16 protein-coding genes and 2 pseudogenes are annotated in these 15,170 nt (G+C 51.8%); 17 read left to right on the forward strand and 1 reads right to left on the reverse strand.

Going from position 1 to position 15,170, the window contains the following annotated elements:
• Window positions 1-11 precede the first annotated feature (11 nt).
• The 8 genes and pseudogenes from QRY16_RS04875 to QRY16_RS04910 form a co-directional block, all read left to right on the forward strand.
• Window positions 12-425, forward strand: a pseudogene (locus QRY16_RS04875) (phage tail protein I); the annotation flags it as partial.
• Window positions 422-1,372 carry a phage tail protein gene (locus QRY16_RS04880; RefSeq protein ID WP_289775840.1) on the forward strand — a complete coding sequence of 317 codons (951 nt, stop codon included), beginning with the start codon at window positions 422-424 and terminating at the stop codon, window positions 1,370-1,372. The pseudogene QRY16_RS04875 and the gene QRY16_RS04880, both read left to right, overlap by 4 nt.
• A complete protein-coding gene (locus QRY16_RS04885) occupies window positions 1,350-1,787 on the forward strand; it encodes a tail fiber assembly protein (protein ID WP_256864485.1) in 438 nt (145 codons plus the stop codon). Before QRY16_RS04880 ends, QRY16_RS04885 begins: the two co-directional genes overlap by 23 nt.
• Before the next feature lie 131 nt (window positions 1,788-1,918).
• Window positions 1,919-3,097 carry a phage tail sheath protein gene (locus tag QRY16_RS04890; RefSeq protein WP_080107311.1) on the forward strand — a complete coding sequence of 393 codons (1,179 nt, stop codon included), beginning with the start codon at window positions 1,919-1,921 and terminating at the stop codon, window positions 3,095-3,097.
• Window positions 3,098-3,112: 15 nt separating this feature from the next.
• Window positions 3,113-3,631: a phage major tail tube protein gene (locus QRY16_RS04895; protein WP_001207674.1), complete on the forward strand. Its 519-nt coding sequence runs from the start codon at window positions 3,113-3,115 to the stop codon at window positions 3,629-3,631.
• 62 nt (window positions 3,632-3,693) lie between these two features.
• Entirely contained in the window at window positions 3,694-4,029 is a 336-nt protein-coding gene (locus QRY16_RS04900) for a phage tail assembly protein (RefSeq protein ID WP_080107312.1), read from the forward strand.
• Window positions 4,030-4,043: 14 nt separating this feature from the next.
• A complete protein-coding gene (locus QRY16_RS04905) occupies window positions 4,044-4,181 on the forward strand; it encodes a GpE family phage tail protein (protein ID WP_032159022.1) in 138 nt (45 codons plus the stop codon).
• On the forward strand, window positions 4,174-6,615 hold the full coding sequence (locus QRY16_RS04910) for a phage tail tape measure protein (RefSeq protein ID WP_080107313.1): 2,442 nt from the start codon (window positions 4,174-4,176) through the stop codon (window positions 6,613-6,615). Before QRY16_RS04905 ends, QRY16_RS04910 begins: the two co-directional genes overlap by 8 nt.
• A gap of 407 nt (window positions 6,616-7,022) precedes the next feature.
• On the opposite strand, the gene QRY16_RS04915 is transcribed toward QRY16_RS04910, so the two are convergent.
• On the reverse strand, window positions 7,023-7,175 hold the full coding sequence (locus tag QRY16_RS04915; protein WP_193406116.1) for a hypothetical protein: 153 nt from the start codon (window positions 7,173-7,175) through the stop codon (window positions 7,023-7,025).
• Window positions 7,176-7,591: 416 nt separating this feature from the next.
• Between QRY16_RS04915 and istA the strand changes: the two genes are divergently transcribed.
• The 9 genes and pseudogenes from istA to QRY16_RS04960 form a co-directional block, all read left to right on the forward strand.
• Window positions 7,592-8,620, forward strand: coding sequence for an IS21 family transposase (gene istA, locus QRY16_RS04920; protein ID WP_193403243.1), 1,029 nt, complete (start codon window positions 7,592-7,594; stop codon window positions 8,618-8,620).
• The gene (gene istB / locus QRY16_RS04925) at window positions 8,617-9,405 is read left to right on the forward strand and encodes an IS21-like element helper ATPase IstB (protein WP_193403211.1); all 789 of its coding nucleotides are present in this window, start codon (window positions 8,617-8,619) and stop codon (window positions 9,403-9,405) included. Before istA ends, istB begins: the two co-directional genes overlap by 4 nt.
• Before the next feature lie 80 nt (window positions 9,406-9,485).
• Window positions 9,486-9,665, forward strand: a complete 180-nt coding sequence (locus QRY16_RS04930; RefSeq protein WP_289775841.1) for a type II toxin-antitoxin system HicA family toxin — start codon at window positions 9,486-9,488, stop codon at window positions 9,663-9,665.
• Between the two features lie 26 nt (window positions 9,666-9,691).
• Window positions 9,692-10,099, forward strand: a complete 408-nt coding sequence (locus QRY16_RS04935; RefSeq protein WP_289775842.1) for a type II toxin-antitoxin system HicB family antitoxin — start codon at window positions 9,692-9,694, stop codon at window positions 10,097-10,099.
• Between the two features lie 492 nt (window positions 10,100-10,591).
• Entirely contained in the window at window positions 10,592-10,762 is a 171-nt protein-coding gene (locus tag QRY16_RS04940; RefSeq protein ID WP_193406114.1) for a con-10 family general stress protein, read from the forward strand.
• A gap of 250 nt (window positions 10,763-11,012) precedes the next feature.
• Window positions 11,013-11,915: a CDF family cation-efflux transporter FieF gene (fieF, locus tag QRY16_RS04945; RefSeq protein WP_193406113.1), complete on the forward strand. Its 903-nt coding sequence runs from the start codon at window positions 11,013-11,015 to the stop codon at window positions 11,913-11,915.
• A gap of 205 nt (window positions 11,916-12,120) precedes the next feature.
• A complete protein-coding gene (gene pfkA / locus QRY16_RS04950) occupies window positions 12,121-13,083 on the forward strand; it encodes a 6-phosphofructokinase (RefSeq protein ID WP_289775843.1) in 963 nt (320 codons plus the stop codon).
• 139 nt (window positions 13,084-13,222) lie between these two features.
• On the forward strand, window positions 13,223-14,212 hold the full coding sequence (locus QRY16_RS04955; protein ID WP_289775844.1) for a sulfate ABC transporter substrate-binding protein: 990 nt from the start codon (window positions 13,223-13,225) through the stop codon (window positions 14,210-14,212).
• Between the two features lie 164 nt (window positions 14,213-14,376).
• A pseudogene (locus QRY16_RS04960) lies at window positions 14,377-15,147 on the forward strand (CDP-diacylglycerol diphosphatase); the annotation flags it as partial.
• Between the last annotated feature and the right edge of the window lie 23 nt (window positions 15,148-15,170).

Below are 15,170 nucleotides of genomic sequence, written 5' to 3' on the forward strand. Positions count from 1 at the left end.
GACCCATAAAGCGGGCAAGCGTCTGCGCGTCTTCGTTTTTCGTCCATCAGCACAAAGGCACCATCAGCGCATTGCGTCGGGTGGTTGAGCCGCTCGGCTTTCTGATTGAGGTGCGCGAGTGGTGGCAGCTCGACGAGGAGCCCGGCACATTTCGCCTCGTTGTCGGTGTGCTCGACAGTGGCATCACTGACGAAATGTATCAGGAGCTTGAGCGCCTGATTGAAGACGCCAAGCCTGCAAGCCGTCACCTGACAGGGCTGGCTATCAGCCTGAGTGCGACCGGCGAGCTGTATGTCGACGCGGGATGTTACGACGGCGACGCGCTGACCGTTTACCCCTACACCCCCGAGGAAATTGTCGTTGGTGGTGAATATTACCCGGCCTCGGCCATCCATTTGATTGATAACCTGAGAGTGAACGCATGACCGCAAAATATTTTGCCATTCTGACCAATCAGGGCGCGGCGCGGCTGGCGAACGCGGCGGCACTCGGTACCAAACTCAACCTGACGCAGATGGCCGTCGGTGATGCGAATGGTACGCTGCCGACCCCTGACCCGGCGCAGACGAAGCTCATTAACCAGAAGCGCATCGCGCCGCTGAACCTGCTGACCGTTGACCCGGCCAACACCAGCCAGATTATCGCGGAACAGATTATTCCCGAGAATGAAGGTGGTTTCTGGATCCGCGAGATTGGTCTCTATGACGATGACGGAATTCTGATTGCCGTGGCGAACTGCCCGGAGACCTACAAGCCGCAACTGCAGGAGGGAAGCGGCCGCACTCAGACCATTCGTATGATTTTGATTGTGTCGAGCACGTCGGCCATCACCCTGAAAATCGACCCGTCGGTCGTACTGGCGACACGCCAGTATGTTGACGATAAGGTTATCGAGGTGAAAGCCTATGCTGATGACCTGATGAAAAAGCATGTTGATGCCGCAAACCCGCACAAGCAGTACCCTCTGATTGCGAATGCACTTAAAGAAATGGTGGATGCAGGCCTAATCAATGAAGTAATTAAGAATCTTGGATTAAGCGAGGTTTCTCTTGCAGGAACTGCAACAGGAGTCCTGGGGAGTAATGGATATTTCAAATTGCCGGGAGTAATAGGTAATGAGAAAAAGAATCTAATTATTCAATGGATGAAGGTATCAACGAATAGTCAAAATGGTGTTGATTCAGTATTTAACTGGCCTGTTTCATTTCCTACCGCATGCCTTAACGCTCAGGTGACTTATTCTGAGTTGTCTAATCCATATTCTGACATCACCACGCCAATCTTTATCACTGGTCGTTCAATGCAGAATATTACTATCAGGTCATATACCGGAGCCGGAAACGGCGTAGATGTTTGGGGGGTGGGGTATTAAAATTTCATCTGAAGTGATGTTTTACAGTGCATCTGTTAATGCATTTTTTGCGAAAAACATTAATCAGGATTTGCCGTTGGATGCGGTCGAAATCAGCTCCGAGGTTTGGGAGGAAATGCTTAATGGGCAGGCTAAAGGTAAGTTAATCACGCCAATGGAAGATGGATATCCGCAATTATCAGATCCACTACCTCCTAGCGGAGAAGTTCTTGTCGAAATTGCAGAAACAGAGAAAGTCTCCCGGTTAAACGAGGCTAAAAGTATTATCAGCCTGTGGCAGACTGAGTTGCAGCTCGGCATCATCAGCGACGATGACAAGGCCAGCCTGATTGCATGGATGAAATACATTCAGGCGCTGAACGCGGTCGACACCACCACGGCACCGGATATCGAGTGGCCGGTTAAGCCGGAATAAAGCAAGGCGGGCTGATGCCCGTCTTTTTTATGATTTGTTTATGTGCCATCGGCTATCCATCGCCGACAAATAGCCCCTCACCAGACCAGCCAGGACAATAACACTCGCCCACTAACCACGGAGTTAACCGGATGAGTGATTTTCACCACGGCACGCAGGTCATCGAAATCAATGACGGTACGCGTGTTATTTCTACGGTCGCGACTGCAATCGTCGGCATGGTCTGCACGGCCAGCGATGCGGATGTCGCGACATTTCCCCTCAACGAGCCGGTACTGATTACCAATGTGCAGAGCGCCATTGCGAAAGCCGGTAAAAAAGGCACGTTGTCTGCCTCCCTGCAGGCCATCGCCGACCAGTCAAAACCCGTCACCGTTGTCGTGCGTGTTGCCGAAGGTACCGGAGACGACGCCGAAGCGCAGACCATTTCTAATATCATCGGCGGCACGGATGAGAGCGGTAAATACACCGGTATCAAAGCGCTGTTGACTGCCGAAGCCGTCACCGGCGTTAAGCCGCGCATTCTCGGCGTGCCGGGTCTCGATACGCAGGAAGTCGCAACCGCACTCGCGTCAGTCTGTATCAGTCTGCGCGCCTTTGGTTACGTCAGCGCATGGGGCTGTAAGACCATTTCAGACGCCATCAAATACCGCGATAATTTCAGCCAGCGCGAGCTGATGGTTATCTGGCCTGACTTCCTCGCATGGGACACTACCGCGAACGCCACCGCAACGGCCTACGCCACTGCGCGCGCACTCGGCCTGCGCGCTTACATCGACCAGACTGTCGGCTGGCACAAAACCCTGTCTAACGTCGGCGTGCAGGGTGTCACCGGCATCAGTGCGTCAGTGTTTTGGGATTTGCAGGCATCCGGCACCGATGCTGACCTGCTCAACGAGGCCGGGGTCACGACACTGGTGCGCAAGGATGGCTTCCGCTTTTGGGGTAACCGCACCTGCTCTGATGACCCGCTTTTCCTGTTTGAGAACTACACCCGCACCGCGCAGGTGCTGGCCGACACGATGGCCGAGGCGCACATGTGGGCGGTCGACAAGCCCATCACCGCATCGCTTATCCGTGACATTGTCGACGGTATTAACGCCAAATTCCGCGAGCTGAAATCAAATGGCTACATCGTGGACGGTGAATGCTGGTTCGACGAGGAATCGAACGATAAGGAAACCCTCAAGGCCGGGAAACTGTATATCGACTACGACTATACGCCGGTTCCACCACTGGAAAGCCTGACCCTGCGCCAGCGTATCACCGATAAATATCTGGTGAATCTGGCCGAATCGGTCAACAGCTAAGGAGCCTGAAATAACATGGCACTACCCCGCAAACTCAAATATCTGAACATGTTCAACGACGGTCTGAGCTACATGGGCGTTGTTGAATCCGTGACGCTGCCGAAGCTGACCCGCAAGCTCGAAAACTATCGAGGCGGCGGTATGAATGGTGCGGCGGCGATTGACCTCGGTCTCGACGATGATGCGTTAACCGTCGAGTGGTCTGTCGGTGGCCTGCCTGATGTGGCGCTGTGGGCGCAGTACGCCGCGCCGGGTGCTGATGCTGTGCCGCTGCGTTTTGCTGGATCCTACCAGCGCGACGACACCGGCGAAATCATCGCGGTCGAGGTGGTCATGCGTGGCCGTCATAAAGAAATCGACGGCGGCGAAAATAAGCAGGGTGAAAACACCTCGACCAAACTGTCGACCGTTTGCACCTATTACCGCCTGACGATTGATGGTAGCGACGTCATCGAAATCGACACCGTCAACATGGTCGAGAAGGTGAACGGCGTCGACCGTCTGGAACAGCACCGCCGCGCAATCGGGCTGTAATTCCCTGACCGGTCGGCACTGCTGGCCGGTTATTAACTCCTTTCAGAGCAGAGAAAAACATCATGGCAAAAGCACCACGTAAAACCGCTGAATTTGTTGATACGGCTGGCAATGAAATTGACACCGTAAACCCGAACGTCGTGACCCTCGACAAGCCGATTAAGCGCGCCGGTCAGACGATTGATAAAGTCACCCTGATTGAGCCGAACGCCGGTACCCTGCGCGGTGTCAGTCTGGCTGCGGTGGCGCAGTCCGAAGTCGATGCGCTGATTAAAGTACTGCCCCGCATGACCTATCCCGCGCTCACCACGCAGGAACTAACCGCGATGAACCTGCCCGACATGTTATCGCTGGCCGCTAAGGTGATTGGTTTTTTGTCACCGGCTTCGGTGGAGTAGATTTTCCGCCCGACCTGTCGACCGATGACCTGATGGCGGATATCGCAGTGATATTCCACTGGCCGCCATCAGAGCTGTATTCCCTGAGCCTGACCGAGCTCATCACATGGCGCGAAAAGGCGCTACAGCGTAGCGGAAACCACAATGAGTAATAACCTGAGGCTTGAGGTATTGCTGAAAGCGGTAGACCAGGCAACCCGACCGCTTAAATCCATCCAGACCGCGAGTAAATCCCTGTCGGGTGATATTCGCGACACACAAAAAGGGCTGCGTGACCTGAATGGTCAGGCGTCAAAAATCGACGGCTTTCGTAAGGCAAGCGCGCAACTGGCCGTAACCAGTCAGGCGCTTGACAAGGCGAAGCGCGAAGCCGGTGAGCTGGCCGTGCAGTTTAAAAACACCACCAGTCCGACCCGCGCGCAGGCGCAGGCACTCGAAGCGGCAAAGCGTGCCGCCTCTGAGCTGCAGACGAAATACAACAGCCTGAGAACGTCGGTACAGCGCCAGCGCTCCGAGCTGATGCAGGCCGGTATTAATACCCGCACCCTGTCTGCTGATGAGCGTCGGCTCAAAACCTCCATCAGCGAAACGACGGCGCAGCTTAATCGACAACGCGAGGCACTGGCGCGCGTCAGTGCGCAGCAGGCGAAATTAGGCCGGGTGAAAGAGCGATATAAATCAGGCAAGGAGCTTGCCGGTAATATGGCCGCTGCAGGTGCTGCCGGGGTAGGTATCGCAACAGCGGGAACGATGGCCGGGGTTAAATTACTGATGCCCGGTTATGATTTTGCGCAGAAAAATTCCGAGCTGCAGGCCGTGCTCGGGGTCGATAAGCAGTCGCCAGAAATGCAGGCGCTACGTAAACAGGCGCGCCAGCTCGGCGACAATACTGCCGCCTCTGCCGATGATGCCGCCAGCGCGCAGATTATTATCGCAAAAGGTGGTGGTGATGCTGAAGCTATAGCGGCCATGACGCCTGTGACTCTCAACCTGTCACTTGCGAACAGAAAAACAATGGAGGAAAACGCGCAACTGTTGATGGGGACAAAAGCCGCCTTTCAGCTTTCTAATGACGCGGCTGCACATATTGGTGATGTTCTTTCAACCACGATGAACAAAACCACCGCTGATTTTCAGGGACTAAGTGACTCATTAAGTTACCTTGCCCCTGTTGCGAAAAATGCCGGAGTGAGTCTTGAACAAGCGGCGGCGATTACCGGCACACTTCATGATAATAACATCAGGGGGTCAATGGCTGGGACGGGCGGCGCGGCTGTAATAACGAGACTACAGGCACCAACAGGCAAAGCATACGATGCCCTCAAAGAGTTGGGTGTTAAAACCTCGGACAGCAAAGGCAATACGCGCCCGTTATTTACCATCCTGAAAGAAATGCAGGCCAGTTTTGAGCGCAACAAGCTCGGAACTGGTCAGAAAGCTGAATATGTGAAAACCATATTCGGCGAGGAGGCCATGAAGTCTGCAAGTGTGCTGATGGCCGCAGCGGCAAGCGGAAAACTCGATAAACTCACCGCTACGATAAAGGCATCCGACGGAAAAACCGAGGAACTGGTCAAGGTTATGCAGGATAACCTTGGCGGTGATTTTAAAGAGTTTCAGTCGGCTTACGAGGCGGTCGGTACTGACCTCTATGACCAGCAAGAGGACTCACTGCGCAAGCTTACCCAAACGGCCACGCAGTATGTGTTAAAGCTCGACGGCTGGATCCAGAAAAATAAGGGGCTCGCGGAAACTATCGGCATCATTGCCGGTGGCGCACTTGCTCTGATTGGTATCATCGGCGGCATTGGTCTCGTTGCGTGGCCGGTTGTGATGGGGATTAACGCCATTATTGCCGCTGCTGGCGTGTTGGGTACGGTCTTTACTGTTGCCGGTGGTGCCATTGTGACAGCGCTCGGTGCGATTACCTGGCCGATTGTGGCCATCGGTGCGGCGATTGTGGCCGGGGCGCTACTCATCCGCAAATATTGGGAGCCCATCAGCGCATTTTTCTCGGGGGTGATTGAGGGCATCATGAGCGCCTTTGCACCGGTAGGGGAAATGTTCGCTCCACTGGCTCCAATCTTTGACGGACTCGGTGAGAAGCTGCGCGGCGTCTGGCAATGGTTTAAAGACCTGATTGCACCGGTCAAAGCCACGCAGGAGACGCTAGATAGCTGCAAAAATGTCGGCGTTATATTTGGTCAGGCACTGGCCGATGCGCTGATGTTGCCTCTGAATATTTTCAATAAGCTGCGCGGTGGTCTTGATGTAATTCTCGAAAAGCTCGGCCTTGTTAAAAAGGAATCGAGCAGTATTGATACGGAAACGGCAAAAAAGCCGCCGGTTGGTCAGGGGGGAGGGTATATTCCGACAACCAGCTCGCTTGGTGGGTATCAGGCTTATCAGCCTGTCACGGCTCCCGCCGGTCGTACCTATATTGACCAGAGCAGCCCTACCTATCAAATAAACCTGCCGGGTGGCGGCGCGCCGGGTGGTCAATTGGGTAACCAGTTGCAGGATGCGTTAGAAAAATATGAACGCGACAAGCGAGCCAAAGCCCGCGCTAGCATGATGCACGATTAAGGAGGCTGATACGACAGTCACGACATTATTACTTTCTTTTATTTCAATCGGTTGCCATGATTTTAGCTGTTTTTGTAAAGTTTTTACGTTATTCGTTTGGGCGTGGGCGCTGATAGACAGAAGAATGGCGACGGTTGCAATTGCCGATTTGAGGTTGAGCATGGAACATCCTTATTAAACATTGAGTTAAAAGTTGTTTATAACCCCTGCCGGATGAAAAAACAAAGCCCCTGACGGGCAGGGGCGTTTTAGTCAATGTGGACGCTATGTGGACAGTGGATGATATAAATCCTTTTATATCATTATGTTAGGTGGTGTTTTCTGACACCATCCCTGTCTTCCCCGCCATTTATATGGTGGGGTTTTTTTTACAAAAAATCCTTTTAAATATCCTTTAAATCAAAAAGTTACTGGATTTTTGTAACGACAATGCTAACAGGCAGTGTGCTGGTCTCACCCCATCGGGCGCCAGTGCCAGGGCAAAGCAGGGCAATAAGAAGGCCATCACCTTCCAGCGTTTTCAACAGCTGGCCGCTCTCTGCTTCCTTGAGAAAAGTCATTGCCGACTGTTTCTCGCTCAGAGCTGGCAGCCCCTGCACTGGATTCTCACTCTCAGCCGAAGGTTTATTTCGCAGGTTCGTGAGAAAGAAATGATCAAAAAAGAGCAGCGCGCGGCTTCATCTAACGTCTTCTGCAAAAGCCCACATTATTCTGGCAGGAGGGTTTCCGCGCTCTGACTACGACGAAAATCAGTTAGCCTTCGCCCTCTGACAACATTAAGAGAAACCCGTCTGGCGGAGTTTTTTATTTCCTGCTTCTGGCAGAATGAATAACCCCAACACCCTTAAATGATTGCCATCAAGGGGTTATTCTTATTTCACCGGAACACAGTGTCGCTACCGATGTAAAACTGGCCCACCTGCCGATGTAAATCTGACCCACCTAGGGTAAAAATGGCAGTTTTAAGGCACTGCCAATGATGACATTGGAGACCAGAGTGGAGATTAGTGTTTTACACCGTCAGGGCATGTCGATACGCGCCATCGCGCGCCAGCTTTCATGCTCTCGTGAGACCGTTCGCAGATATATTCGTAGCCCGCTGCCCGTAGCGGATATGCGCTACAAGCCTCGCGCACCCAGACCCTGCAAGCTTGACCCGTTCAAGACCTATATCCTTGAGCGCGTGGCCGCTGCTAGGCCCCTCTGGATACCCGCCAGTGTGCTGCTGCGCGAGATCCGTCAGCGTGGTTACGAGGGTGGTTACAGCATGCTGACCGCTTTCCTGCACCCCATTAAGCAGCCCGTCACTGAAGAGGTAACGCGCTTCGAGACCGAGCCTGGCTTTCAGATGCAAGTTGATTTCACCATCATCAGACTCGGTCATAACCCATTGCTGGCCTTTGTCGCCACGCTGGGCTGGAGCCGCGCGACTTTCGTCAAGTTTTACAGCAACCAGGACTCCGCTGCCTGGTGTGACGGCATTGAGTCTGCGCTCAGGTTCTTCGGCGGGACGCCGCATCAGCTGCTGTTCGACAACGCCAAGGCCATCATCATTGAGCGCGATGTCTACGGCCCCGGTAAGCATCGCTGGAACCCGCAGTTGATGCACGTCGCCGAGAAGTATGCCTTTACTCCCAAGGTCTGCCGACCCTATCGCGCCAAGACCAAGGGTAAGGTTGAGCGGTTTAACCATTACCTCAAGAACAGCTTTATCGTGCCTCTTACCGCGACCTTCCGGCAGGCCGGGCTGGTACTGGATGTACCTGCTGCCAACACACGCATCGGCGAGTGGCTGGTCACCGTCGCGAACACACGAGTGCATGGCACCACAGGCGTACCGCCTGAGCAGCGCATGCCGCGCGAGCGTGCTGCGCTATTGCCGTTACCGAAGGTCACGTTGGCATTGCCTGCACCTGTCCCAGCGCTCAGCCAGCGTCCGGTGCCGACCGAGAGCCTGCAACATCCTCTGGCAACGTACCAGGCCTTGCTCGAGGTGCCAGCATGAACCTTCAACATGATCGTATTGCCGCGCTCTGCGAGCAACTCAAGCTCGACCGCCTGCCGGCAGAGTGGCCGGGTGTGGCACAGGCGACCATCGACAACAGCGGCACGCATGCCGACTTCCTGGAAGCCGTTTTGCAGCTCCAGCATGATGGCCAGAACGAACGGCGTCGCCAGACCATTTTGCGGTTATCAGGCCTGCCGGTGATAAAAACACTGGAGCAGTTCGATTACGCCTATGCCAGTGGCGTTCCACGAAGTCAGATCCAGGAGTTGGCGGGTCTGACATTTATCGAACGTCAGGAGAACGTTGTCCTGCTCGGGCCTTCTGGCGTCGGCAAAACGCACCTGGCGACCGCCATTGGCTATAAGGCCGCGATGGCGGGTTTAAGCATTCGGTTCATTACCGCCGCCGACATGATGCTGCAACTGATGGCGTCACATCGTCAGGGTGACCTGAAGGGCTACCTGAACCGCGTCGTAGGTAAACCTAAGCTGTTGATCATCGACGAAGTGGGATATCTGCCGTTCGGTAAAATGGAGGCGAACCTGTTCTTCCAGGTAGTCGCTAAACGGTATGAGTCAGGCAGCGTGATCCTGACCAGCAACCTGCCGTTTACGCAGTGGTCCGGAACGTTTGGTGATGACGAGACACTGACGGCAGCGATGCTGGATCGGCTGCTTCACCATGCGCATATCGCCCAAATCAGCGGCCAAAGCTATCGACTGAAAGATAAGCTGAAAAGCGGTCAACTCCAGAAGAAAACGAAAGCAACAACGCTCGAATGATTCAAAGGGGGTGGGTCAGTTTTACTTTGGCAGGGTGGGTCAGAATTCGATCGGTATTGACAACACAGCAGGGCATAGGGATGGATAGCAGGAAGTTAAGTGTAGAAATCAAGGATGATGGCTGGACCCTGGTAAGGGTAAACGGTAGTCATCGCCACTTTACTTGCCCGACAAAACCGGGTCTGGTTACGATACCCCACCCCAAAAAAGATTTACCGACTGGCATGGTAAAAAGCATCAGGAAACAAGCGGGGATGTAACCCCGCTTACCCGAAGAGGCTTGAATATGTTTTATCCAATTGCAATAGAAGCTGGCGACAGCGAGCACGCATACGGCGTAACTGTTCCCGATTTGCCTGGATGTTTTTCCGCAGGTGATACTCTGGATGAAGCCATAGCTAATGCAAAAGAGGCGATTACTGGACATATCGTATTATCCGTAGAGTTGGGACATGATATTCCCGCCGTGTCTACTGTTGAGGCTCTGGCTGCAAATCCCGATTATGCGGATTACACATGGGCGCTGGTTGACGTTGATGTTATCCGTTTGCTGGGCGGCTTGGAAAAAATTAACGTCATGTTACCTAAATCACTGATTGACCGGATTGATCGTTGTGTTGCTTCGCACCCGGAGTTTAAAAGCCGTTCGGGCTTTTTGGCTCAGGCAGCGCTTGAGCGTATAACTGCGTTGTGATAGCAAAAAGAAAAAGAACCCCCGCCAAGCGGGCTCTTTGTGTGTGTCTGACGTGCTGTAGTGGCTTAATAGTTCTGAACGCCGTCAGAAGCTATAACTTAAACGAGTACTGGCACTTACGCATTATTCCGACGAGTATTTTCCGCGCTCTGACTTAAATCCAGTAAAGCCCTTATTAATTGTCTTATTAATTTAATTTTTCCCGCTCTGCTTAATTAATTTTTGTTTTCTTTTTTTCTTAAGCGCAGCGCAAATTAAATGCCAAAAAATTTTAGATTAATTAACCCGTTAATAAATAATGAATTAATTAAGGATGTTATTTTTTATTCTATTATAAAACAATAGGTTATAAACCTGTCGCTGCGCTTGCGAGCCAGGGCCTGCGTTCTATACTTAATTTTGTCGCAACAAGGAAGGCGATACATCCCGGGAAAAATGGAGAGCTTCAACCACATTATGTAATCTAAAGTACGTCTATTAACGGAGTAAATTATGGCAGAACATCGTGGTGGTTCAGGTAATTTCGCAGAAAACCCGCAAAAAGCCTCTGAAGCCGGCAAAAAAGGCGGTCAGAGCAGCGGTGGTAACTTTAAAAACGACCGCGAAAAAGCCTCTGAGGCAGGTAAAAAAGGTGGCAAAAACAGCCATGGCGGCCGTAGCTAGCCTTTGCCTTGTTAGATCTGTATTTTAATCTGGCGCTTATGAGAATAAGCAGACTGCCCCGCCTTTCCCGAAGTCGGGGCATGTTTTTATCTGGATTTTATCAGAAATTTTTCGCGCCCTCTTACTTCAATCAACCGCTCTAGCTCGGTTGAGCCAGCCTTTTATGCGCAGCCGCAACCCAGGTGTTAGACTTAAGCTATTGTCCCAGTTTGGGTATGCGCCTTAATGGACGCGTATAAGGGAGCCAGATATGCAACCCACCTATGCTCGATTGGTTAAACGCGCAGCGTTAGCAGCAACTATCCTTGCTAGCACCTTGTTGATTGTGAAAATTTTCGCCTGGTGGTACACCGGTTCTGTCAGCTTGCTAGCGGCGCTGGTTGATTCTTTAGTCGATATAGCTGCCTCGCTGACTAATCTCCTGGTGGTTCGCTACGCGCTACAGCCCGCAGATGCCAATCACACTTTTGGCCACGGTAAAGCTGAATCTTTAGCGGCGCTGGCGCAAAGCATGTTTATTTCTGGTTCTGCCCTGTTTCTGTTCCTTACGGGTCTACAACATCTTGCTTCCCCCAATGTATTACGTGCGCCTATCGTCGGGATTGTTGTTACCGTCGTCGCGTTATTTTCAACGTTAACTCTGGTGGCATTTCAGCGTTGGGTAGTACGTAAAACCCGCAGCCAGGCGATACGCGCTGACATGTTGCATTACCAATCGGATGTCATTATGAACGGAGCAATCCTGGCTGCTTTAGTATTAAGTGGCTATGGTTTTGTCCGCGCTGATGCATTATTTGCATTGGGGATTGGCGTTTTTATCCTTTATAGCGCGTTGCGTATGGGATATGAGGCGGTACAGTCATTGCTTGACCGTGCCTTACCGGAAGAGGAAAGGCAGCAAATTCTTGAGGTTGCGATTAACTGGCCGGGTGTGCAGGGCGTACACGATCTGCGTACACGCCAGTCTGGCCCAACTAAATTTATTCAGCTGCATTTAGAGCTGGAGGATCAGCTACCGTTAGTACAGGCACATCGTGTGGCTGATCAGGTTGAGAAAGCCTTGCTTAAGAAATTCCCCGGCTCTGACGTAATAATCCATCAAGATCCCTGTTCTGTAGTACCGTTCGAACAGCAGGATTCACTCGGTTTTTAACTAAAAAAATCAACTTAGTACAAATGAAAATGACGTGACGCTAACATTGCTGCAAAAATAAATGAAAACTTGCCTGACCTGAATCAATTCAGCCGCAAGCCTTTGATATACTATTTGCCATCGTAAGTCGCGCCTGGCATAAATCAGCAAAACGGCGTTCGACAGGCAGGATTAACCCTTCGTTTTGAACAATCCAGAGGTTGTCATGATCAAAAAAATCGGTGTATTGACCAGCGGCGGTGACGCCCCAGGCATGAACGCAGCCATTCGCGGAGTTGTCCGCTCCGCGCTGAGTGAAGGACTGGAAGTTTTTGGTATCTATGACGGCTATTTGGGTTTGTATGAAGATCGCATGATCAACCTGGACCGCTACAGCGTGTCAGACATGATTAATCGTGGCGGTACTTTCCTGGGTTCTGCCCGTTTTCCCGAATTTCGCAACGAAGAAATTCGCCAGGTCGCTATCGAAAACATGAAGAAGCGCGGCATTGACGCGCTGGTCGTGATTGGCGGTGACGGCTCTTACATGGGCGCAAAGCGCCTGACTGAAATGGGCTTTCCGTGCATTGGTCTGCCAGGCACCATTGATAACGATGTTGCCGGCACCGATTACACCATTGGTTATTTCACTGCGCTGGAAACAGTAGTAGAAGCCATTGACCGCTTACGTGACACCTCGTCATCGCACCAGCGTATTTCAATTGTTGAAGTGATGGGCCGTCATTGCGGCGACCTGACGCTGGCAGCCTCAATTGCGGGCGGTTGTGAATTTATTGTATTGCCAGAAATTCCTTATACCCGTGAAGAGTTAGTTGCGGAAATCAAAGCGGGTATTGCCAAAGGTAAAAAACATGCGATTGTCGCTATTACCGAGCACATCTGCGACATTGACGATCTGGCGCGCTTTATTGAAACAGAAACCAAACGTGAAACACGCTCAACTGTCCTGGGTCACATTCAGCGAGGCGGAGCGCCTTGCGCCTATGACCGTATTTTGGCATCACGTATGGGCGCTTACTCGATCGAGCTGCTGATGCAGGATTACGGCGGACGTTGCGTGGGGATTCAAAACGAAAAAATGGTGCATCATGACATTATTGATGCCATTGAAAATATGAAACGTCCTTTTAAACGTGACTGGCTGGACACCGCAAAACAGCTTTACTGATTTTTCAGGGCGTATTATTAATGCGCCCTGCCATCTTCGCTGTATATTCCCTTAAGTTATATTGGATTTTTTTTAATTCTTTTAGCTCTGCTTTGGTTTATGTCACGCTTATTCCATAACGACATTGGGAGAGCGCGTGATGAACAAGTGGAGTATCGGTTTTACCCTGTTGCTGGCATCCTCCAGCGTATTGGCAAAGGATATTCAGTTATTAAACGTTTCCTATGATCCAACGCGTGAGTTGTATGAACAATACAACAAAGCGTTTAGTGCGCATTACAAACAGGAAACTGGCGATAATGTAGTGATTCGTCAATCTCACGGCGGCTCTGGTAAACAGGCCACCTCAGTGATCAACGGTATTCGCGCTGATGTTGTCACGCTGGCGTTACAATCAGATGTTGATGCAATTGCTGAACGCGGCCGCATCGACAAAAACTGGATCAAACGTTTGCCGGATAATTCCGCTCCCTACACGTCCACCATTGTTTTCCTGGTACGTAAAGGCAATCCCAAGGGGATCCATGACTGGAGCGATCTGATCAAGCCGGGCGTGTCTGTTATCACGCCAAATCCAAAAACGTCAGGCGGGGCTCGCTGGAACTATCTGGCGGCGTGGGGTTGGGCGTTAGATCATAACAATGGCGATCAGGCTAAAGCGCTGCAATACGTCAAAGCGCTGTTTAAAAACGTTGAAGTGCAGGATTCGGGGGCACGTGGCGCGACCAACACCTTTGTAGAACGTGGAATTGGTGACGTGCTGATTGCCTGGGAAAACGAAGCGTATCTGGCTGTGAACAAGCTGGGTAAAGACAAGTTTGAAATCGTTACGCCGAGCGAATCGATTCTGGCTGAACCTACTGTTTCGGTTATCGACAAAGTCGTCGATGAAAAAGGCACGCGTAAAGTGGCCAATGAATACCTGAAGTACCTCTACTCGCCAGAAGGCCAAACCATTGCAGCGCAGAATTATTACCGCCCACGCGATACAGAAGTGGCGAAGAAATTTGCCAGCACTTTTGCACCGGTAAAACTGTTCAACATTGACGACAAATTTGGCGGCTGGACAAAAGCGCAGAAAACGCACTTCACTGATGGCGGCACCTATGATCAGGTTATGAAGCCGTAATATTATCGTATCGTTCAGCTAAACCCCGAAAGCTGGGTAACCAGTCAGTAGGGGTTTTGTCTTTTTAGCGCGGTTTAGTTCCAGGCTGGCCATGTTCTTGTGCGTGACATTGAAACGTTACCAGGCGAGGATGCTGACTGGTCGGGAACAGAGGAAGCCTTGCTATGCAGGGACGTCGTTGCGCCTTCAATCCAGTCGTGGTTCTGCTCGCACTCATTATTACCGCAATGCTTGTCGCGGCCTTTCATTTCAGAAAAAATTCTGACGCCTTATGGCAGATTGTCAGCGAAAAATGCGTACCAAATCTGCAACGAGAAGGTCAGCCAATGCCATGCCAGAAGGTTGACCTTGCGCGTGGCTATGCAACCCTGAAGGATCTGAAAGGTCCGCTGCAATACCTGCTTATCCCAGTGGTGAAAACCACTGGCATTGAAAGTCCGCAACTGCTTGACCCTGCTACAGCCAACTACATTGCCCTTGCCTGGCAAGAACGGCATTTATTAGCGCAACGTCGTGCTAAGCCTATTAAAGATCGCGTGCTGTCGCTGGCGATCAACGCACAATATGGCCGCACGCAGAATCAGCTACACATTCATATCTCTTGTTTGCGACCTGATGTGCGACAGCGTCTCGACGTGCTGGCAGCCTCTCTCAACGATCAATGGCAAACAGAAACCTTACGCAAGCACCGCTATTTGCTGCGCACGCTGACAACGCCGGAATTGCTACAGCAAAGCGCATTTATCCGTCTGGCGACAGAAGTACCCAATGCGCGCAACGCAATGGGAAAATATGGTCTGGCAGTGGCAAGCTTATCGGATGGTCGTTTGGTGTTAATGGCAATTGAGCGTAACTGGCTGCTGTTTAACAGCGGCTCGGCAGAAGAATTGCAGGATCACAGCTGTAAATTATTGCGACCAATAAATGAGGCGGCACAGGCGCCGCCCTTCAATCCACA

Origin of the sequence: Mixta mediterraneensis (assembly GCF_030283135.1) — a bacterium.
In the GTDB taxonomy this organism is placed as follows: Bacteria; Pseudomonadota; Gammaproteobacteria; order Enterobacterales; family Enterobacteriaceae; genus Pantoea; species Pantoea mediterraneensis.

Bases quoted from the DNA above. Each gene is read 5' to 3' on its own strand.
- QRY16_RS04895 (WP_001207674.1), top strand. From the start codon at position 3,113: ATGGCACTACCCCGCAAACTCAAATATCTGAACATGTTCAACGACGGT.
- QRY16_RS04880 (WP_289775840.1), top strand. From the start codon at position 422: ATGACCGCAAAATATTTTGCCATTCTGACCAATCAGGGCGCGGCGCGG.
- QRY16_RS04930 (WP_289775841.1), top strand. From the start codon at position 9,486: ATGGATAGCAGGAAGTTAAGTGTAGAAATCAAGGATGATGGCTGGACC.
- pfkA (WP_289775843.1), top strand. From the start codon at position 12,121: ATGATCAAAAAAATCGGTGTATTGACCAGCGGCGGTGACGCCCCAGGC.
- QRY16_RS04955 (WP_289775844.1), top strand. From the start codon at position 13,223: ATGAACAAGTGGAGTATCGGTTTTACCCTGTTGCTGGCATCCTCCAGC.
- QRY16_RS04900 (WP_080107312.1), top strand. From the start codon at position 3,694: ATGGCAAAAGCACCACGTAAAACCGCTGAATTTGTTGATACGGCTGGC.
- QRY16_RS04910 (WP_080107313.1), top strand. From the start codon at position 4,174: ATGAGTAATAACCTGAGGCTTGAGGTATTGCTGAAAGCGGTAGACCAG.
- QRY16_RS04890 (WP_080107311.1), top strand. From the start codon at position 1,919: ATGAGTGATTTTCACCACGGCACGCAGGTCATCGAAATCAATGACGGT.
- QRY16_RS04915 (WP_193406116.1), bottom strand. From the start codon at position 7,175: ATGACTTTTCTCAAGGAAGCAGAGAGCGGCCAGCTGTTGAAAACGCTG.
- istA (WP_193403243.1), top strand. From the start codon at position 7,592: ATGATGACATTGGAGACCAGAGTGGAGATTAGTGTTTTACACCGTCAG.
- fieF (WP_193406113.1), top strand. From the start codon at position 11,013: ATGCAACCCACCTATGCTCGATTGGTTAAACGCGCAGCGTTAGCAGCA.
- istB (WP_193403211.1), top strand. From the start codon at position 8,617: ATGAACCTTCAACATGATCGTATTGCCGCGCTCTGCGAGCAACTCAAG.
- QRY16_RS04885 (WP_256864485.1), top strand. From the start codon at position 1,350: ATGTTTGGGGGGTGGGGTATTAAAATTTCATCTGAAGTGATGTTTTAC.
- QRY16_RS04935 (WP_289775842.1), top strand. From the start codon at position 9,692: ATGTTTTATCCAATTGCAATAGAAGCTGGCGACAGCGAGCACGCATAC.
- QRY16_RS04940 (WP_193406114.1), top strand. From the start codon at position 10,592: ATGGCAGAACATCGTGGTGGTTCAGGTAATTTCGCAGAAAACCCGCAA.